This is a genomic window from bacterium (assembly GCA_019637795.1).
Lineage (GTDB): Bacteria > Desulfobacterota > Binatia > HRBIN30 > CADEER01 > JAHBUY01.
The window spans coordinates 37,239-55,439 of record JAHBUY010000002.1; the positions used below are offsets into that span (position 1 = coordinate 37,239).

An 18,201-nucleotide genomic window follows, 5' to 3' on the forward strand; every position below is an offset into this window, starting at 1 on the left:
AGCGGCCCGAAGCAGGAGGTCCGACATGCCCGACATCGAGCACCCGTCCAATCCGCTCACCGAGATGGCGACGCGCGCCAGCGTGGCGCAGAAGCTGTTCGAGGCGCGCACCATCGTCATCTGCGGCGAGATCCAGTCCGAGCTGGCGCGGTCGGTCAGCGAGCAGTTGCTCGCCATGGCGGCGGCCTCGGACGACGACATCACGCTCTACCTCCACTCCCCGGGCGGACACGTGGAGTCCGGCGACACCATCCACGACATGCTGACCTTCGTCGGCCCCAAGGTGCGCATCATCGGCACCGGCTGGGTGGCCAGCGCCGGCGCCCACATCTTCCTCGGCGTGCCGCGCGAGCGCCGCTTCTGCCTGCCCAACACCCGCTTCCTGCTGCACCAGCCGGCGGGCGGCTTCGGCGGCCGCGCCACCGATCTCGAGATCGAGGCGGAGGAGATTCTCAAGATGCGCGCCCGCCTCAACAAGGTGATCGCCGACCAGACCGGCCAGCCGCTGAAGAAGGTCGAGAAGGACACCGAGCGCAACTTCTGGATGTCCGCCGAGCAGGCCAAGGAGTACGGGCTGGTCGGACGCATCGTCTCGTCGTTCGACGAGCTGAAACGCTGAGCGGGCGCGCCGCCGGCGACCTGGCCCCGACCGCCGAGCGCTCGTGCTGGGCCTCGATTTCGGCACCACCAACAGCGCCGTCGCGCGCGCCGAGCCCGGCGGCCCGGCGCGGCTGGCGACGTTCGAGCTCGATGGCCACCGCACCGCCACCTTCCGCTCGGTCCTCTACTTCAGCCCCGAGCGCGCCACCTATGGGCAGAAGCCAACGGCGCTCGCGGGTCCCGCGGCGCTGACCGCCTACCGCGAGGCCGGCGGCGACGCCGGCGGCCGTTTCATGCAGTCGCTCAAGTCCTTCCTCGCCAGCCGCCACTTCGAGCGCACCTCCGTGTTCGGCTGGCCGCTCACCCTCGAGGAGCTGGTGTCCCTGATGCTGCGCGGCCTGCGCGCCGCCGCCATGGCGCAGCTCGACGCGGCCGGCGACGCCGTCCTGATCGGGCGGCCGGTGCACTTCGTCGTCGATGCCGCTGGCGACGTCGACCCCGCCCGCGACGCCGCCGCGCTGGCCCGCCTCACCGCCGCCGCCGAGCTCGCCGGCTTCACCCGCGTCGCCTTCGCCTACGAGCCGGTCGCCGCCGCCTACGAGTACGAGCGCGCCCTCGACCACGACGAGCTGGTGCTGATCGGCGACTTCGGCGGCGGCACCAGCGACTTCTGCCTGGTGCGCCTCGGCCCCGGCGCGCGCCGCGCCGGCGATCGCGCCGAGACCATCCTCGCCGTCGACGGCGTGCCCCTGGCCGGCAACGCCTTCGACGCCCGCCTGGTGCGCGCGGTGGTCTCGCCGGCGCTCGGCCTCGGCTGCAAGCGCCGCTCGGAAGGCGGGCAGGAGCTGCCGATCCCGTCCTGGATCTACAGCCGCCTGGAGCGCTGGGAGGACCTGTCGCTGCTCGCCACGCCGGAGACCCTCGACACGCTGCGCCGCCTGCGGCAGCAGGCGGTCGAGCCCGAGCGCATCGCCAACCTCATCCACCTCGTCCGCCACGACCTCGGCTACGCGCTCTACCAGGAGGTCGAGCGCTGCAAGCTCGGCCTCTCGACGGCCCCGCAGGTGGCGTTCTCCTTCGACGAGCTGTCCGACCCCCTGGCGGCCACCATCACCCGGGCCGCCTTCGAATCGTGGATCGACGTCGACCTGATGCGCATCGCCGCCTGCGTCGACCGCCTCCTGCTGCGCTGCGGCGTGCCCGCGTCGGCGGTGGACCGCGTCTTCCTCACCGGCGGCTCGTCCCTGGTGCCGAGCGTGCGCGCCATCTTCGCCGCCCGCTTCGGCGCCGACCGCGTCCGCGGCGGCGACGAGCTCATCACCGTCGCCCGCGGCCTCGCCCTGATCGCCGCCGAGTCCTAGCCTTGATGAGACAGAAAACTCCTCACCACGGAGGCACGGAGACACGGAGGGCTCGGTGCCATAGCGAAGGCGCGGGGCCTCTTCTCACTTCATTTCCAATGAACTTTGGGATGAACGCTGAGCGGGCTTCGAGATCAGTACTCTCCGTGTCTCCGTGCCTCCGTGGTGAAATGTCTTCGTCACGCGGCGGGGAACGCATCCCGAAGTACGCCGAGTCGGCCCGGACCGCCGTCACAGGCGCCGCAGCAGCGCCCCCGACCACAGCATCGAGCCCCATTCGAAGACCAGGCCCATCAACGTGTAGCCGGACCAGGCGCCGTCGGAGACGGCGCCGAGGAGGCGGGCGATGCCGAGGCCGGCGGTGACGGTGAACAGGGTGACCAGCGCCGGCCGCCGCAGCGTCTCGCGTTGCATGCCGGCGAAGGCGAGCAGCCCGAGCGCCGCCTGCAGGCCACCGTACATCGCTCGCAGCTCGCTGGCGCCGGTGGCGGTGGTGAAGACCACGCCGGCGCCGCCGGCGAGCGCCACCGGGTTGAAGAAGCAGAACAATCCATAGGGGAACCAGACCAGCGCCGACAGGGCGAGAAACCATCGTCCGTGCATCGCTCACTCCACCGCGCCGGCGATCTCGATGCGATTGCCGCCCGGATCGCGCACGTAGAACCGCGACCAGCCCGGGATCGGCCGCTCGTCGGGCTCGATCGTCAGGCCCGCCGCCACGCACGCCGCCTCGGCCCGCCCCAGGTCGGCGACCACGACGCAGACGTGCCGCCGGCTCGCGGGCTCGTCCGTCGGCCGTTCCTCGCGCGAGAGATGGAGTTGGATCGCGCCGCAGGCGTACCAGGCGCCGCCGCGGCCGCGCGTCGCCTCCGGCTTCGCCATCTCGGTCAGGCCCAGCACCTCGCCGTAGAAGCGCTTCGCCGCCGTCTCCAGCGCGGCCGGGACGGTGACGTTCACGTGGTCGAAGCGGATGACGCCGATCGCCATGCCTCTCGCTGCCTCATTCCCGGGCCGGCGCGCAAGCGCCGACCACGATCGTGCGCCAGACTTGCCTTGCCGCGGCGGCGCGGCAGAATCGCCATCGTGGCCTCTTGTGTTGCTTCGGCGTCCCGGTCAAACAGCGCCTGCTCCTCTCCCGCCGCCATGCGCCGACCCGCCCTGCCCCTCGCCATCCTCGTCCTCGCCGGCCTCGGCGGCTGCAGCACCATCTACTACGCCGCGATGTCGCAGCTCGGCTGGGCGAAGGCCGACCTGCTGGCCAACCGCGTCCAGCAGGCGCGCGACGCGATGGACCAGGCGCGCGTCCAGCTCGCCGACGCCGTGCCCGACTTCGAGGAGGCGCGCGCCGCGCCGCACGGCGCCGCCGTCCACTACCAGGCGCTGCGCGCCAGCTTCGCCGACGCGCACGAGAACGCCACCCTGATCCGCACGCGCCGGGCGGCGGTGGAGAGCGCCGCCGAGGCCCTGTTCGGCGAGTGGCAGCACGAGATCGACAGCGCCGCCGACCCCGGCCTGCGCCAGCGGCGCCAGCAGCGCTACGACGCCTACCACGCTCCCTTCACCCGCCTGCTCGATGCCATGCGCGGTGCCGAGGCCGCGCTGCCGCCGGTCCTCGATGGGATGCAGGCCGCGCTCGCCGCCCTGCGGCACCCGACCGCCGACACCCCCGTCCCCACCGTGCCCGCCGCCGCCGCCGACCGCGCCCTGCGCGATCTTCAGATCGCCGTCGCCCTCGCCAACCAGTACATCACCGTCCTCGAGACCATCGACTGAGCCGCGTCGCCGCACGCGGCAGCGCGGCGCGGAAATTCGGCTTCCTGGCCCCCGCCTCCTCGGCTACCCTTCCGGGCCGTGCCGGAGGCGGTGATGACCATGCTGCACCGGCGCGTGCCCTCGCCCGCCGGGCGCGCCGCCGGCGCCGGTGCGCCCAGCGCCGCGCTCGACGCGGAATTGCGCGCCCGCGTCTACTTCGGGCTCTGGCTGGCGCTCGTCGCCACCGCGCTCTTCGCCCTTGGCGACGCCTTCTTCGCCGCCGACATGCTGTGGCTCCTCTACCCGCTGAAGGCGGTGTACGTCCTCACCCTGGCGCTCGCCTTCCGCGCCCTGGCGGGCGCCCGCGACGCCGCCGAGATCACCCGCGTCGCCCTGTTGGCGATCGCCGTCTCCTTCGCGGTGTCGTCCGTCTCCAGCGCCGTCGGCCGCGATCCGCTGACGACGCCGGTGTTGTGCAGCGCCGTCACCCTGGCCGGCGCGGCGCTGCTGCCCTGGACGGTGCGGGCGCAGTGCATCGTCGTCGCGCTTGCCGCCGTGGCCATGGCCGGCACCGCCGTCGCCCTGGACGGCGGCGCCTCGCTCCTCGCCTATCCCACCATCGTCGTCGTCTCCTGCCTCGGCCTGTCGATCTACGTCGCGCACCTGCTCGGCCGCTATCGTGCCCGCGCCGCCGACGCCGAGCACCGCCTGCGCGCCGAGGCGCGGGTCTCGGCGACCCTGGCGCGGGTCGGCCGCGAGCTGATCGCCGCCCTCGACACCGACGCGGTCCTCGAACGCCTGGCGCAACTGACGGTCGAGGCGTTCACGTGCAACGCCAGCCAGACCTGGATGCGCGACGCCGACGGCGTGTTCCGGGTCGCCGCCGGCGTCAGCGACGATGCGGAGGAGCTCAACGCGCTGCACGCGCTGTCCATCCCGGCGCCCGCCGTCGCCCCGCTGCTCGATCGCCTGCGCCGCCACGGACCGGTGATCCTGACCCCGGAGGAGATCGCCGCCCTGCCCACGGCGGCGCTCAGCCGCCGCCACGCCGTCGGCCACGTCATCTTCATTCCCCTGCGCCGGGGCGACGATGTGGTCGGCGTGCAGACCGCCGTCTTCCGCGCCTCCGGCGACGCCCTCCCGCCGGCGGTGACGCCGCTCGCCGCCGGCATCGCGCAGCTCGCCGCCCTGGCGCTCGAGACCGCTCGCCTGGTCGACGCGATGAACGCCGCCGATCGCCTGAAGACGGAGTTCCTCGCCAACCTGTCGCACGAGCTGCGAACGCCGCTGAACGTGATCATCGGCTACAACGAGATGCTGCTCGACGGCGCCTGCGGTCCGCTCAGCGGCGAGCAGCAGGGCGTGCTCGAGCGCGCCCAGCACAATGCCCGCGAGCTGCTGGCGCTCATGGGGGCGGCGCTCGAGCTCAGCCGCCACGACGGGCGCGGCATGCCGCTGGTCCTCGAACCGGTGTCGATCGCGCTCCTGGTCGACACCCTGGCCCGCGAGGTCGCGGCGCTGCCGCCGCTGCCCGGGGTCACCTTCCACTGGAGCATCCCCGACGGCCTGCCGCCGCTGCTCACCGACGCGCTCAAGTTGCGCATGATCCTCAAGAACCTGGTCGACAACGCGCGCAAGTACACCGCCCAGGGCCGCATCACCCTGGCGGCGCGGGCCGCCGCCGACGGCATCGAGCTGGCGGTCAGCGATACCGGCCACGGCATCCCCGCCGAGGACCTGTCGCGCATCTTCGAGCCCTTCCGACAGGTCGGCGGCGGCCGCTCGCCGAGCGGCGTCGGCCTCGGCCTCTTCCTCGTCCGCCGCCTGGCGGAAGCGCTCGGCGGCCGGGTCGACGTCGAGAGCCGCCTCGGCGCCGGCAGCACGTTCCGCGTCTGGCTGCCGCTGCGCGCCACCCCGCGCTGAGCCGCGCCCGGCTACGGGATCAGCAGCACGCGACCGATCGCCTGTCGGCTCTCGATGTAGGCGTGCGCGGCGGCGGCGTCGCGCAGCGGGTATTCGCGGTCGATGATCACCTGCAGCGCGCCGCGCGCCAGATCGGCGAGGTGGCGGGCGATCATGCCGTGCACGCGCGCGTGCTGCAGCACCAGCTCGGCGCCGAGAAAGATGCCGACGATCGTCTTGTTGCCGGGGCGCAGCGCGTCGAGGTTGGGGCGGTGGGCGTCGCGGCCGGCCGAGCCGACGTAGGCGATGCGCCCGCGGTAGGCGAGCGCCTCGATGCTGCCCTCGAGCGTGTGGCCGCCGATCGAGTCAACGATCACGTCGGCGCCGGCGCCGCCGGTGAGGGCGCGCACCCGGGCGACGAAATCCTCCTCCCGATAGTTGATGCCCTGGTCGAGGCCGAGCGGTTTCAGACGCTCGAGCTTGACCTGACTCGACGCCGTGGCGAGCACCGTCGCCCCGGCGCGCTTGGCGAGTTGGATGGCGGCGATGCCGACGCCGCTGGCGCCGGCGTGGATCAGCGCCGTCTCGCCGGCGCGCAGGCGGCCGAATTCGAACAGGCAGTCGTCGGCGGTGCCGAAGGGGATCGGCACGCAGGCGGCGGCGCGCACGTCGAGCCCGTCCGGCACCACCCAGGTGGTCGCGGCCGGCACCGCCACCAGCTCGGCGTGCGAGCCGTGCGGCATCACTGCCACGACGATCTGGCCGACGGCGCGGTCGCGCGCCCCTTCGCCGACGGCGCGCACCACCCCGCCGCACTGGTAGCCGACGATGTGCGGCCGTCCCGCCAGGTCGCCGCCGGCGCGATTGAGCGTGTCGCCGCCCTCGATGCTGACGGCGCGGACCTCGATCAGCACCATGCCGGGTCCGCAGACCGGATCGGGAACGTCCTCGTAGCGCAAGACGTCGGGAGCACCGGTGTCGTAGTACACGGCAGCTTTCATCGCGTCCCTCAGGCGGTGATCTGGCGCAGGATGGTGCCGGCGTCGAAGTAGACGCGTTCGCAGATCAGGCCGCGCTCGTCGAACAGGAAGAAGGCGGTCATGCGGCAGCGGAAGCCTCGGCCGGTGGGCTCGATGCCCATCAGCGGCCCGCGGTGCGTCCCGAGGAGCCAGAACTCGGCGATCACCGCGTCGTCGGCGTGGTGCAGCGCGATCAGCTCGTTGCGCTGGTCGGGAAAGGCGGTGCGGCTCTCGCGAAAGTACGCCCGCACCTCCTCGAGACCGTCGAAGACGCGGTCGGTGGCGATGATTTCGTAGCGCGGATGCGCGAAGGTGCCGATCGCGACCTCGTACTCGTGCTCGTTCTCCGCCTCCATGTGCCGGCGCACCAGCGCCTCGCGCTGGCGCCGGACGGCGTCGCTGGGCATGTCGCCTCCTCGCTGCTGCCGCCGGTGGATCTCAGAGACGGCCGGAGAAATCCAGCGGCGGACCGTTCGCCCCGTCGCCGTTGCACTACCGGCGATGCCGTTCCATAGCTGGCCGATGACGATCCGCATCCTCGGCCCCGTCCTTGCGTTCGCCGCGCTGCTCGCCGCCTGCGGCGGCGGTAACTCGTCCACCACGCCGACCCCGGTTCCGACCGCCACCCGCCCGGCGGCCACGGCGACCGCGACCGTCGTTCCCACCGACACCCAGGCGCCCACGAGCACGCCGGTGCCCTCCGGCACCGCCCTGCCGACCAGCACCAGCGCGCCAACCCATACGCCGCTGCCCACGGACACCGCCGTGCCGACGCAGACCGGCGTGCCGACCGGGACGCCGATCGCCACGGACACCGCCGCGCCGACCGCGACCCCGACGGTGGACCATGGCGCCGCCTGCGGCGACGGCGCCGCGGCCGCGCTGCGCACCTGCGTGGCGTCGATCAGCGACGCGCTGCGCGGCTGCTATCTCAGCCTCGGCACGACCTGCGGCGACGGCGACGACTCGGCCGACGCGGCGCTGTCGAAGGTCGACGCGGCGGTGCGCGCCGCCTGCCCGGCCGACGCCAGCGTCCACGCCGCCGGGTTCAACCCGGAGCTGACGGTCGCCGCCCTCGTCGGCCGCATGCAGGCCGCGTGCGGCGCCGAGGGGCAGTCGCTGGCCAGCCGCGCCTTCGGCGGGCCCCAGGGCGCCGCCCTGAGCGGCGCCGACGAAGCGGCGCGCGCCTGTCTGACGACGGCGCACGCGGATGCCGCGAGCCTGGTCGACGAGCAGCTCGGACTCTACGACGCCTGCCTCGCCGCCGCCCGCGACGGCGGCGCCTGCGACCCGGCGGCGACGGCCGCCGCGGCCGATGCGGCGCGCGACCAGGTGGCGCTCGCCGTCGGCACCGCCTGCGCATCGCTGCCCGCGCTGGTGTCCGTCGACCCGCCGACCTTCGCCGCCCGCGCGGCGGCGCAGGCCCGCTGTCTGACCGCCATGGGCCACGCCGACACCGCGCCGCTCGCTCTCGACTGCGGCCCGCGCGACGGGCTGGTGGCGGCGCCGCGCGGCGAGTACGTGCAGGTGGTGCTCGACTCCGACACCTACGGGACCCGCTGCGGCGACGGCAGCCCGTTCGCCTTCTGGATCCGGCTGGCGCCGGAGGGCGCGCCGGTCGACCGCGTGGTCGTCGGCATGCAGGGCGGCGGCGTCTGCATCTTCGGCTCCGACTGCGCCACCCGTCCCGCCGATCTCTTCGAGGCGCTCTCGGACCAGCCGGAGACCGGGGGCACGCTCTCCAACGACCCGCAGATCAACCCGTACTTCGCCGACTGGACGAAGGTCTACCTGCCGTACTGCAACCAGGACGTCTTCATCGGCGGCGGCACGACCAGCAACTTCCCCGAGGTCACGGTCCACCGGTACGGCGCCGTCAACGTGCGCGCCGCCATGCGCTACGTGCGCGATCTGATCTGGCGCGAGCTCGACCGCGACACCGCCCAGGGCTACCGCCCGGACGAGGTGCGGGCGCTGTTCGGCGGCTTCTCCGCCGGCGCCTTCGGCACCATCTACAACTACCACTGGGTGCTGGACGATCTGCTGTGGGCACGCACCGCCGCCTACCCCGACGCCGGCCTGGCGCTCGACAACGGCCAGGCCCTCGGCGTGCGGGCGCTCGGGGCGCTGCTGATCAACGACACGCCGCCGCTCGGCTGGGGGGCGCGCAACTACATGCCGTCCTACTGCACCACCACCGACTGCGGCGTCGGTCCGGTGATCCTCGAGCACATGGCGCCGCGCCTGCTCTCCGTCCCCGAACAGCAGATCCTGGTGCTCTCGAACCAGGTCGACGAGACCCAGGTCGCCACGACCTTCTTCTCGTCGACCGCGGACTGGGTGAACGCCCTCCGCGCCTCGTACTGCGCCACGCGCGACCTGCCGGGCGTGAGCTACTTCATGCCCGCCATCGCCCAGAACATCCACGTCATCAGCCCGCGCCCCGAGCTCTACACCAACTACCCGATCGACGGCGTGCTGATGCGCGACTGGCTGGCGAGCGCCTTCACCGATCCCGAAGCGGTGACGAACCACGTCGAGGAGGGCACGTTGGTGAACGACTACCCCGGCGTGATGCCGTTCGGGTGCGACGTGCCGTGAGGAAGGGTGTTAAGGCTGTTAGGCTGTTAGGCTGTTAGGGTGGACCTGAGGCGAGAAACCCTAACAGCGCAACACCCTAACAGCTAACACCCTAACAGCTAACAGCCTAACAGCTAACAGCCTAACACCCTACCAGCCTCTAAGAGCCCAACCGTCCGAAGGACTCACGCAACACCGGCGAGGGCGTGGCCACGCTGGTCAGCCAGAGCTGGTGGATGGCGCGGGTGGCGCCGACGTGCAGTCGGCGGCGGGCGGCCGGCGTGTCGGGGTAGTGCGCGGCGCTGGCTTCGAGCAGGACGACGTAGTCGAACTCGAGTCCCTTGACGTCGGCGACCTCGGCCACCTCGACGCCGGGCGCGAAGCTGAAGCGCTGATCCTGCACCCAGGCCAGGCGCGGCACCTCGGCGGCTTCGAGGGCGCGGTGATAGATGCCGGCGACTTCGGCCGAGGGCGCCAGCAGTACCGTCGAGGCCAGCGGCTCGCGCGCCGACAGCCGCTTCAGGGCGGTGGCGAGGAAGGCCACGGCGGCGCCGTGGTCGGTGAAGCGGAAGAGCTCGACCGGCGGCCCGCTGCGCGTGGTCTCCGGCGGCGTCTCGTCCTCGCGCAGGTCGCCGAGGATGCCCAGGGCGAACTGCACGATCTCGTGCGTCGACCGGTAGGCGACGCGCAGCGTCTCGACCTCCGTGCCGGCGAGCCCGAGGTGGCGGAAGAAGTCCTGCCACGAGGCGAAGCCGGCGTCCTGCAGGACGTGCTGCTGGGTGTCGCCGGCGAGGGTCATGCTGCGACGATCGTCCAGGCAGTCGATGAGCACCCGCACCTCGAGCGGCGAGAAGTCCTGCACCTCGTCGATGGCGACGTGGCGCAGCGCCAGCGGGCGGCCGGCGGCGTCGCGCAGCGGGCCGACGCGGAGCTGGAAGGCGCGCAGCAGCAGGGCGTCGTCCTCCGCCGACAGCTCCACCGGCGTCGGATCCTCGCCGGCGAGGAAGGCCAGCAGATCGCGGTAGCGGCGCCCGCACCAGTCGGCGGCGCGCTGCAGCTCGTCGCGACCGAAGGCCCCCGGGGCGGCCCGCTCGACCACGCCGGTCAGCAGCGCCGCGTCGGCGAGCGCGCTGCCCCAGTCGTCCACCGCCTGACGCGGCGTGGCCCGGCCGCCGGCGCGCGCCGCCTGCGCCGCCAGGATCTCGAGCATCACCGGGTGCGCCTTCAGGCGCTGCACGACGGCCGGGGCGTCGTCGCGGATCTCGCGCGGCAGCATCGGGAAGTGGCGGCGGCGCTGCTCGCGCGACCATTCGTGGAAGGTGCAGACGCGCGCCCGCCGCACGCCGAGCGCCGGCAGGACGTGCGACACGTAGTCGCGCAGCGCGCGCGAGAAGACGACGACCAGGGTGCCCTCGCCGTCGATCGCCGGGTCGTCGTAGGCGAGGTAGGCGATGCGGTGCAGGGCGACCGTCGTCTTCCCCGAGCCGGCGGTGCCGCGCACGACCACCAGGCCGCTCGACGGCTTGGTGATGAGCTCGAACTGCGCCGGGTCGATGAGGCCGGCGATGTCGGGCAGGTGCTTGTCGGCGCGCACCGCCGCCCCCTCGGGGCTGGCGCCGAGCTGGCGCTCGCCGCCGGCGTCGGCCTGATAGACGCGCAGCGCCGCGCCCTGCCCGCCGTGCAGGCGCGGCGCCTCGCGCGACGCCTGCTCCCAGCCGCCGCCGGGCAGCCGGCGGAAGATGCCCTCGGGCGCGTCGACGCGCTGCAGGACGCCGTCGCGCACGGTCACCGTGCGGCGGCTGACGACCCGCCCCTCGCGCGACCGGCCGGCGATCTCCTCGTCGTACTCGTCGCCCTGCTCGTAGCGGTAGAAGAGGCGCGATACCGGGGCGTTGCGCCAGTCGACGACGCTGATGCCGCCGGCGATGAAGGTCGCCTTGCCGAGGCAGATGTCCCACTCCCGGCGCTGCTCGCGCAGTCGCAGGTGGCCGAAGTAGGGCGAGTCGGCGGCGACCCGTGGCCGATCCCGCGCCGAGCGCAACTGCTTCACCAGCGCCTCCTGCCGATTGTACTCGAGCAGGGCGGCGGCCCGGTCGTCGGCGCCGCGACCCGAGAGGAGCTGTTCGCGCAGCCGTTCGAGCTCGGCCAGCGCGCTGGCCTCGGACGCGCCGGCGCCTTCCGGATGCTCCCGAAGGGCCCGGCGGACAGCGGCGAGCAGCGCCAGCTCCTCATCGACGATCGGGTTCGTCATGCGCGGACCGGCGAAGGAAGATGACCGCTCGCGGCGGCCCCCGCAAGGCCCCTCCGCCGCTCAGGGCGTCGCGGGCATGGCCGCCAGCAGCGCGGCGCGGGTGGCGCGCACGTCGAGCAGCGCCGGCCGCCGGTGCGCCGCGACCTCGGCGGCGGTGAACGGCGTGAGCGCGGTCGCCGCCGCGCGCGGCCCGAAGCGCCGCACCATCCAGTTCAGCAGCGCGGCGGTCTGCGCATCGTCGAGCTCGGACTGCGAGGTGCCGGGCACGCGGATGAGATACTCGCGCCCGCCGGGCACGAGCAGGAAGCGGCCGATGGTGTCGCGCAGATCGGGCGCCCCGCCCGCCGCCCCCTGCCCCTCCGGGCCATGACAGCCGCGGCAGTGCATGACGTAGAGGTACGCCTCGTCGGCAGGCGCCGGGACCGCGGAGAGCAGCGCGAGCGCCACCGCCGCGGCGCGCAGGGGCGCACCGAGGAGTCCCGCGCGCCGCGGTGACCGCCGTCGTTCGGTCGATTCCATCCCCTAGGATTTCTCCTCGGTGGCCAGCCCCAGGACGATCGCGGTGGAACAGTTGTAGATCACGGTCGACACGCCGTAGCACCAGTTGATGTCGTTGCTGCGCGGCGGGAAGTAGATCGGCTTGTCGCCCTGATTGCGGTGGCAGAAACAGAGCCCGCAGACGTGCTTGCCGCAGCAGTCGTTGTACGAGATCACGTAGTCCTTGCCGTCGGCCGGATTGCGGCAGGTGCCGATCCAGGTCACCGGCGACTGCTCGGTGCCCGGCGGGCAGGCGCGCTGGCTGCCGCCGCAGCAACTGCACAGGAAGCCGTCGATGGCGCAGTGGCGCCAGTACTCGCACGAGGTCGCATCGCCGGCGGCGGTGTCGGGCGGCGGCTCGCCCGGGATCGGCACCCGGGTCGCGCCGTGGGCGCGGCTGATCGGCAGCAGCGGCAGCGCCGCGCCGCCGACCACGGCGGTCGCCAGCCGGGCGAGGAAACCGCGCCGCGAGGTCCGCCGCGCCACGCGGCGCGACAGGTTCGCCATCCAGCGGTCGAGGCGGTCGTGCATCGCCGGTCCTCCGTCTCCTTCACGCCACGTCGCGGTCGCCGCGCGGCGCGGCGAGGAATTCCTGCAGCGAGCCGACGCCGCGCTCCATCGCCTCGAACAGGCTCTCGACGTGCTCACGGGTGTTGATCAGGCCCTTGGCGCGCAGCACGCCGGCGGCGTCGATCAGCACCGCGTAGGGCAGCTTGCCGACCTGGTAGACGAGCCCGAGCTCGCTCGACAACAGGTAGCCGCGCTCCGCCAGGCGATGCTCGCGCACGAACGCCTCGTGCTCCTGGCGCGGGCCGTCGCTCGCCAACAGCAGGCGCGCCCGCTGTTGCTCGCGGCGCATCACCGCGTCGAGGATCTCGAGCATCGTCTTGCACACCGGGCAGGTCGGCGAGACGAAGGCGATCAGCGTCGCCCGCCCGTCGGCGGCCGCGCCCCCGAGGCTGACCGGCTGGCCGTTCCAGTCGTCGACCAGCAGGCGCGGCGCCGGCTCGCCGAGCCGCGGCCCCTCCCGGCCCACCAGGGCGCCGGCCGGCGCGACGCGTTCGTGCAGGATGCCGATCTGCCGCACCAGCGCCGCCACCACGGCGGTGAGCGCCAGCACCAGCAGCCAGAGGACGCCGTTCGAGATCAGCAGCGCCTCAAGCATCGGCGACCTCCGGCCGCCGCAGGCGGGCCAGCGCCGCCAGGCGCGGGCCGTTGGCGAGCAGGCCGTCGACCGCCAGGTACAGGCCGGCGGCGACCACCGGCGCGAGCACGATCGTCGGACCGTCCATCCAGGTCAGCGCGCGCGGCGCCGCCGGCAGCGCCGCCAGCAGCGCGGCGACGATCAGCACGCCGTTGCGCGCCACCAGCGCCGGCCGCACCGACTGGCGGCGGGCCGGGCCGGCGCAGCCGCAATCGACGTCGCGCCGGCCGCGGCGGAGCGCGATCGCCATCGCCGCCGCATAGAGGCCGAGGAGCGCGGCGCCGCCGAGCGCCGCGGCGCCGCCGACCCCGGGAAGCCAGAGCCCGACCGCCAGACCGCACTCGGCGGCGATCGCGAAGGCGGCGAAGGGCACCGTCCACACCGGCGGCAGCAGGCGGTAGCCCTCCACCGCGGCGCGGAAGGCGCCGACGTCGCGCAGCTTGTGCCACGCCGCCGAGGCGAGGAGCAGCGACAAGCTCGCCCGCAGGACCAGCCGGAGCGCCGGATCGAGGCTCACGAGCCACCCCACGGCGCCTGCAGCACGTCGCTGGTCCACCCGGTCGGGCCGGCGCGGCGCAGGAAGGCGCCGCTCTGCGCGTCGTAGACGCCGAGCATGCCGCTGAACTGCGAGCTGGTGACCAAGAGCGGCTGCGCGTCCTGGGTGACGGCGATGAAGTGGACCAGCGGCGGCGCGACGTGGTCGAGCAGCCAGTCGATCAGGCGCGCCAGGACGCCGCTGCCGCTGCCGATCGGAAAGCCGTAGATCGTGAAGCCGGGATTCACCAGCGGAATGCGGGCGACGCGGCGGTGGCTGGCGAGGTCGAAGACCCACACCTCCTCCCCCGGATCCTTGTGGGTGTCGGCGCCGCCGCGGTGCATGAGCGCGTAGAGGCGGCCGCTGGCGCGGTGCACCGCCAGGTGCTCGAGGCCGCCGATCCGCCACGATTCGCGTTTGTCGGCGTCATCGACCAGCGACCACGTGGGTCCGAAGCGCGGCGTCTCGCCGCTGCCGTCGACCGGGTGGATGATGCCGTCGAACGAGACGAACAGCCACTCGTCGCCATTGCGCACCGCCTTTTCGGTCACCGGGTCGACGCGCGGGTCGAAGAATGGCGGGCTGAGGGCGCGGCTCGCCTCGCTGCCGTCGTCGTTGAGCGTCAGCGTGAAGACGGCGCCGTCGGCGCAGAGCGAGAAGAAGCGGCGCGGCCCGGCGGCGAACACCAGGCTGCAGCCCGGGGTCTCGATCTCGCCGGCGAAGCGGCGCTCGCGCAGGTCGACGATGCTGAGCGAGGTGCCGGTGGTCCAATTGAACAGGGCGAGGAAGCGATCGTCATCGGACAGCGCCGCATGGGCGAGGGCGACGGCATTGGTGGCGCGCTTGGGCGGAATCACCACTTCGCCCTGCACCGCCAGGTGCGTCGGGTCGTAGATCTCGACCACGTCGGTGCGCGTGCCGTGGGTGCCGCGCGAGTAATAGGTCGCCGGCACGTAGATCTCCGGCCGGGTGCGCGCGACGAGCGGCATCACCGTCCCGTACCCGCCGTTGATCATGCCGAGGAAGCGACCGTCGTCGGCGTCGATCAGCGCCGAGCGCTGCAGGATCAGATCCGCGGTCCACACCCAGTGCGGCTGGGGCGCCGGCAGGCTCTCCACTGCCCCGGTGTGCTCCGGCGCCACCTCGGCCGCGCCGCGCAGCGCGCCGAGCAGCACGACGGCGATCAGGAGGAGACAGCGCATGGCGGACGATCTCGTAGCGCACGGCGGTGCCGGACGCCACTGCGCGCGCGGTCCCGCCGTCAACCGCCGCGGACCCGTTCCAGCGCGCCGCCGCGGCGCCACATGTAGCAGGAGTCGGCCATGCCGATGAGGCCGGGATGCCCGGGCGCGGCGGCGGCATTGAGCCACTTGTCGGGAAACGAGGCGCGGCACTGGATGAGCGCGCCGGCGAGCTGCAGCAGCGCGTCGCGGACGCGCGGCAGGTTCTCGGTCGCGGCCAGCAGCGCCTGCGCCGCGCCCCGACCGAGCGACAGACCGCGCAGCGGCGCCAGCTCGGCGCCGAGGTCGCGCCAGGCGGCGGCGGCGAAATCCGCCGCGCCGCGCCGGCGCTCGCCGCCCGACAGCGCGGCGATCGACGCCGGCCAGCCTTCGAGCAGCACCGCCAGCCGCGTCTCGTCGTGACGCAGGAAGCGGTCCATCGCCCGCCCCCCGGCGCCGGCCGGCGCGGTGCGCAGGTCGCCGAGCTGGATGGCGATCGCCAGCCGGCCGTCGGCCTGCTCGTTGCCGTCGATCACCAGGTCGCGGCGCAGCAACTGGCGATGCACGGCGGCGGCGGGCACCGACGGCAGGTCGCCGCAGTCGGCGAGAGTGGCGCACAGAAGCTGGCCGACGGCGAGCAGATGCGAACAGCCGGCGGCGCCGCCCATCACCCGGCGCAGCCGGGCGGCGTCGTCGAGCGGCATGCCGTGCAGCGCGGCGAGCCCGCCGACCACGTCGCGGCAGCTCTCGCCGCGCGTCGCCGCCGAGGCCTCGAAGGCGACCACCGCCTGGCGCGCCTGCACCGTCTCGAGCACGCGCCGCGCCGGATCGACGCGCGCCGTCAGGCCCATCTGGTGGATGATGCCGGCGCCCTGGATCTCGGTGCCGACGGGCGTGAAGCCGCGCTTGCGCAGATCGACCAGGTCGCCGGCGACCGACCAGGCGCCACCGGCGTCGCCGTCGACGACGATCGACAGCGCCCGGGTGTGCAGCGGGTGGCCGCCCTGGTCGAGGCGCACGGCGCGGCCGTTCAGAGGAGGAACTTGCCGTTGCCGGCGGCGACCGGGCGCGACGGGTGGTCCTGCCAGGCGACGACGTGCACGTTGGCGATGCGGCGGCCGAGCTTGAAGATGTCGGCGCGGGCGCGGGTGGTGGTCGGCCCCGCCGAGCGCAGATAGTCGACGCTGAAGGTGATCGGCTTCGGCACCCGATCGGTGCCGCTCTCGTCGAGCAGGCGCAGCAGCGCCGTCAGCTCGAGAAACGCCCCGAGAACGCCGCCGTGCACCGCCGGCAGGCGGGCGTTGCCGACGATCTCGTCGCGGAACGGCAGCACGCACTCGAGCTGGCCCTCCACCTGCTCGACGCCGACGCCGAGGAACCGGGCGTACGGAATGGCCGCGAGGATGCGGCTCACGACTGGGTCGCCTGGCGCAGGAGCTGCGCCATCGGCGCGCCGCTGCGGTTGGCGCCGATCATGAACGCGCCCATGCAGCCGGCGAAGGGATCGGCGGGGTCGCGGTCGTAGGCGATGGCGCGCACGAAGGCGACGTTGCGGGTGACGCGGTAGCAGTCCGAGCGCGCGAAGAGATCGCAGCCCGGCTCGGCGGCGCGCAGGTAGTCGACGCGCAGGTCGATGGTGGCCACCGGCACCAGCTCCTCGAGCGCGCAGGCGACGGCGATGCCGGAGGCGTGGTCCAGGAGGGTGGTGATGGCGCCGCCGAACACCACCCGGCGCTGCGGATCGCCGATGATCTCCTCGCGATACGGCAGCCGGCAGATGGAGAAGGCCGGACCGATCTCGATCACCCGCATGCCGAGGTGATGGGCGTGCGGCGTGTGACTCACCATCTCGTCGCGCCCGGGGCCGAAGAAGGCCGCCAGCGCGTAGCGCTTCGCCTCGCTCATGCAGAGCGCCCTACCACCTCGCGGCCGCGGATGGGAACGCCGGGACGCCGCGCGCCGGCCCGCCGGCCGCCTACGGCGCCACCGTCCAGTCGATGCGCACCGCCACCGGCTCGTGGTCGCTCAGCGGCTCGCCGTCGCCGTCGAGGAAGTCGGCGGTCTCCAGCGACCACGACGTCGGGGTCAGCGTCACCTGGGCGCTGCTGCGCACCAGGACCTTGTCGATGCGGGCCGGGTCGGGGCAGCCGAGGAAGGCGCAGGCGTCGGTGAGGTTGGCGTCGGCGAGCAGGCGCTGGAACTGGGTCGCATCCGGCTCGCGATCGGTGTGCAGGTTGAAATCGCCGCCGACGATCACCGCCCGGCCGGCCGAGTGGGCGTTGATGAAGGTCGCGAGCTGGGTGACCCCGGCATCGCGCAGGGCCTTGTCCTCGGGCGCGCTGCCGGCCTCCATGTGCAGGTCGTAGACGTCGACGCTGCCACCGATCGGCAGCACCATGCGCGAGACGCTGAACCCCTTCAGGGCCAGGCAGTCGGCGGCGGTGTTCCAGCAGCCCGACCAGCGCTGGCGGACGGTGTCGTCGAAGCGGAAGCGGGAGAACAGGTTCAGCCCGTCGCCGAGGATCGCGCTCGGCCGGTCCGGATCGCTGCCGAAGGGGTGCGTGGCGGACACCGACTTGTACGGGTGCTGGCTGCCGGCGACCAGGATCTCGTGGTACACGCGCGTCGGCGCCAGCGGATTCGGGTTCGGCGTCTGCCAGGTCTCCTGCATCAGCACCAGGTCGTAGGCGTTCAGGCGCGGCGCGATCAGCGGCGTGTTCGCCGCCGGGTGCGAGCCGGAGAGGCCCTCCGGCAGGCCGGCGACGTTGTAGGTCAGCGCCAGCAGGCTGCCGCTCGAGGCCACCGGCTGCACGGTCGCCGCCGCTGGGACGCAGAGCAGGGTGGCCTTCTGCAGCGCCAACCGGCCGCCGCCGAGGGCGTCGGTCATCTGGACCTGGACGGGCGCCGCCAGCTTGTGCGGCTTGGTCTTGTAGCAGGCGAGATGCGCCGCGGGCGCGACCGCCGCCTGTCCGTCGACGCTCGCCGGCGAGCACAGCAACGCCGGCTTCTTCACCGCGGCGCCGGTGCGGGTGGCGAACTGATCGCTCAGCAGCGACACCGTGGTCGCCACGAACTTCGGCTGTTTCAGGTCCTTCGCCTGGTAACAGGTGAAGGTGCCGAGCGCGCCCGCCGGCGACGCCGCCAGCACGAGCCCCAGCAGGACCGCGAACCGTGATGCCATTGCCAAGCCCCCCGCGGACAGCCGTACCATCCCGAGCGGGCGAGCGGAACCGCGGCGCG

At 73.5% G+C, this 18,201-nt stretch carries 19 protein-coding genes; 5 read left to right on the plus strand and 14 right to left on the minus strand.

Annotation, left to right across the window (positions count from 1 at the left end; translation table 11 throughout):
- Window positions 1-64 precede the first annotated feature (64 nt).
- On the plus strand, window positions 65-619 hold the full coding sequence (locus KF840_05520; GenBank protein ID MBX3024352.1) for an ATP-dependent Clp protease proteolytic subunit: 555 nt from the start codon (window positions 65-67) through the stop codon (window positions 617-619).
- Between the two features lie 43 nt (window positions 620-662).
- Window positions 663-1,961: an Hsp70 family protein gene (locus KF840_05525; GenBank protein MBX3024353.1), complete on the plus strand. Its 1,299-nt coding sequence runs from the start codon at window positions 663-665 to the stop codon at window positions 1,959-1,961.
- A 231-nt stretch (window positions 1,962-2,192) separates the two neighbouring features.
- Here the strand turns inward: KF840_05525 and KF840_05530 are convergent, their stop codons facing one another.
- Both KF840_05530 and KF840_05535 read right to left on the minus strand, forming a co-directional pair.
- The gene (locus KF840_05530) at window positions 2,193-2,564 is read right to left on the minus strand and encodes a DUF4345 domain-containing protein (GenBank protein MBX3024354.1); all 372 of its coding nucleotides are present in this window, start codon (window positions 2,562-2,564) and stop codon (window positions 2,193-2,195) included.
- A gap of 3 nt (window positions 2,565-2,567) precedes the next feature.
- The gene (locus KF840_05535; protein ID MBX3024355.1) at window positions 2,568-2,948 is read right to left on the minus strand and encodes a VOC family protein; all 381 of its coding nucleotides are present in this window, start codon (window positions 2,946-2,948) and stop codon (window positions 2,568-2,570) included.
- 156 nt (window positions 2,949-3,104) lie between these two features.
- On the opposite strand from KF840_05535, the gene KF840_05540 reads away from it, so the two are divergent.
- Together KF840_05540 and KF840_05545 are read left to right on the plus strand one after the other, a co-directional pair.
- Entirely contained in the window at window positions 3,105-3,734 is a 630-nt protein-coding gene (locus KF840_05540) for a DUF2959 family protein (GenBank protein ID MBX3024356.1), read from the plus strand.
- Between the two features lie 93 nt (window positions 3,735-3,827).
- A complete protein-coding gene (locus tag KF840_05545) occupies window positions 3,828-5,636 on the plus strand; it encodes a HAMP domain-containing histidine kinase (GenBank protein MBX3024357.1) in 1,809 nt (602 codons plus the stop codon).
- Window positions 5,637-5,647: 11 nt separating this feature from the next.
- On the opposite strand, the gene KF840_05550 is transcribed toward KF840_05545, so the two are convergent.
- Window positions 5,648-6,616 (minus strand): zinc-binding dehydrogenase, encoded by a 969-nt coding sequence (locus KF840_05550; protein ID MBX3024358.1) that lies wholly within the window; start codon window positions 6,614-6,616, stop codon window positions 5,648-5,650.
- A gap of 8 nt (window positions 6,617-6,624) precedes the next feature.
- The gene (locus KF840_05555; protein MBX3024359.1) at window positions 6,625-7,041 is read right to left on the minus strand and encodes an ester cyclase; all 417 of its coding nucleotides are present in this window, start codon (window positions 7,039-7,041) and stop codon (window positions 6,625-6,627) included.
- Window positions 7,042-7,156: 115 nt separating this feature from the next.
- Between KF840_05555 and KF840_05560 the strand changes: the two genes are divergently transcribed.
- Window positions 7,157-9,235, plus strand: coding sequence for a hypothetical protein (locus tag KF840_05560; protein MBX3024360.1), 2,079 nt, complete (start codon window positions 7,157-7,159; stop codon window positions 9,233-9,235).
- Window positions 9,236-9,374: 139 nt separating this feature from the next.
- On the opposite strand, the gene KF840_05565 is transcribed toward KF840_05560, so the two are convergent.
- The 10 genes from KF840_05565 to KF840_05610 form a co-directional block, all read right to left on the minus strand.
- A complete protein-coding gene (locus tag KF840_05565; GenBank protein ID MBX3024361.1) occupies window positions 9,375-11,465 on the minus strand; it encodes an AAA family ATPase in 2,091 nt (696 codons plus the stop codon).
- 60 nt (window positions 11,466-11,525) lie between these two features.
- A complete protein-coding gene (locus KF840_05570) occupies window positions 11,526-11,984 on the minus strand; it encodes a cytochrome c (GenBank protein ID MBX3024362.1) in 459 nt (152 codons plus the stop codon).
- Window positions 11,985-11,987: 3 nt separating this feature from the next.
- Entirely contained in the window at window positions 11,988-12,533 is a 546-nt protein-coding gene (locus KF840_05575) for a twin-arginine translocation signal domain-containing protein (GenBank protein MBX3024363.1), read from the minus strand.
- Between the two features lie 19 nt (window positions 12,534-12,552).
- Window positions 12,553-13,167: a methylamine dehydrogenase accessory protein MauD gene (gene mauD, locus KF840_05580; protein MBX3024364.1), complete on the minus strand. Its 615-nt coding sequence runs from the start codon at window positions 13,165-13,167 to the stop codon at window positions 12,553-12,555.
- Window positions 13,160-13,699 carry a methylamine utilization protein MauE gene (locus tag KF840_05585; protein ID MBX3024365.1) on the minus strand — a complete coding sequence of 180 codons (540 nt, stop codon included), beginning with the start codon at window positions 13,697-13,699 and terminating at the stop codon, window positions 13,160-13,162. The genes mauD and KF840_05585 overlap by 8 nt, the downstream gene beginning before the upstream one ends.
- A 20-nt stretch (window positions 13,700-13,719) precedes the next feature.
- The gene (locus tag KF840_05590) at window positions 13,720-14,943 is read right to left on the minus strand and encodes an amine dehydrogenase (protein MBX3024366.1); all 1,224 of its coding nucleotides are present in this window, start codon (window positions 14,941-14,943) and stop codon (window positions 13,720-13,722) included.
- Between the two features lie 59 nt (window positions 14,944-15,002).
- A complete protein-coding gene (locus tag KF840_05595; GenBank protein ID MBX3024367.1) occupies window positions 15,003-15,980 on the minus strand; it encodes a DUF2889 domain-containing protein in 978 nt (325 codons plus the stop codon).
- Between the two features lie 11 nt (window positions 15,981-15,991).
- Window positions 15,992-16,375 (minus strand): PaaI family thioesterase, encoded by a 384-nt coding sequence (locus KF840_05600; GenBank protein MBX3024368.1) that lies wholly within the window; start codon window positions 16,373-16,375, stop codon window positions 15,992-15,994.
- A complete protein-coding gene (locus KF840_05605; GenBank protein ID MBX3024369.1) occupies window positions 16,372-16,809 on the minus strand; it encodes a PaaI family thioesterase in 438 nt (145 codons plus the stop codon). The genes KF840_05600 and KF840_05605 overlap by 4 nt, the downstream gene beginning before the upstream one ends.
- Window positions 16,810-16,936: 127 nt before the next feature.
- Complete coding sequence (locus KF840_05610) at window positions 16,937-18,142, minus strand: endonuclease/exonuclease/phosphatase family protein (GenBank protein MBX3024370.1); 1,206 nt, start codon at window positions 18,140-18,142, stop codon at window positions 16,937-16,939.
- Window positions 18,143-18,201 lie beyond the last annotated feature (59 nt).

Bases quoted from the DNA above. Each gene is read 5' to 3' on its own strand.
- KF840_05520 (MBX3024352.1), top strand. From the start codon at position 65: ATGGCGACGCGCGCCAGCGTGGCGCAGAAGCTGTTCGAGGCGCGCACC.
- KF840_05530 (MBX3024354.1), bottom strand. From the start codon at position 2,564: ATGCACGGACGATGGTTTCTCGCCCTGTCGGCGCTGGTCTGGTTCCCC.
- KF840_05535 (MBX3024355.1), bottom strand. From the start codon at position 2,948: ATGGCGATCGGCGTCATCCGCTTCGACCACGTGAACGTCACCGTCCCG.
- KF840_05540 (MBX3024356.1), top strand. From the start codon at position 3,105: ATGCGCCGACCCGCCCTGCCCCTCGCCATCCTCGTCCTCGCCGGCCTC.
- KF840_05545 (MBX3024357.1), top strand. From the start codon at position 3,828: ATGACCATGCTGCACCGGCGCGTGCCCTCGCCCGCCGGGCGCGCCGCC.
- KF840_05550 (MBX3024358.1), bottom strand. From the start codon at position 6,616: ATGAAAGCTGCCGTGTACTACGACACCGGTGCTCCCGACGTCTTGCGC.
- KF840_05555 (MBX3024359.1), bottom strand. From the start codon at position 7,041: ATGCCCAGCGACGCCGTCCGGCGCCAGCGCGAGGCGCTGGTGCGCCGG.
- KF840_05560 (MBX3024360.1), top strand. From the start codon at position 7,157: ATGACGATCCGCATCCTCGGCCCCGTCCTTGCGTTCGCCGCGCTGCTC.
- KF840_05565 (MBX3024361.1), bottom strand. From the start codon at position 11,465: ATGACGAACCCGATCGTCGATGAGGAGCTGGCGCTGCTCGCCGCTGTC.
- KF840_05570 (MBX3024362.1), bottom strand. From the start codon at position 11,984: ATGGAATCGACCGAACGACGGCGGTCACCGCGGCGCGCGGGACTCCTC.
- KF840_05575 (MBX3024363.1), bottom strand. From the start codon at position 12,533: ATGCACGACCGCCTCGACCGCTGGATGGCGAACCTGTCGCGCCGCGTG.
- mauD (MBX3024364.1), bottom strand. From the start codon at position 13,167: ATGCTTGAGGCGCTGCTGATCTCGAACGGCGTCCTCTGGCTGCTGGTG.
- KF840_05590 (MBX3024366.1), bottom strand. From the start codon at position 14,943: ATGCGCTGTCTCCTCCTGATCGCCGTCGTGCTGCTCGGCGCGCTGCGC.
- KF840_05605 (MBX3024369.1), bottom strand. From the start codon at position 16,809: ATGGTGAGTCACACGCCGCACGCCCATCACCTCGGCATGCGGGTGATC.
- KF840_05610 (MBX3024370.1), bottom strand. From the start codon at position 18,142: ATGGCATCACGGTTCGCGGTCCTGCTGGGGCTCGTGCTGGCGGCGTCG.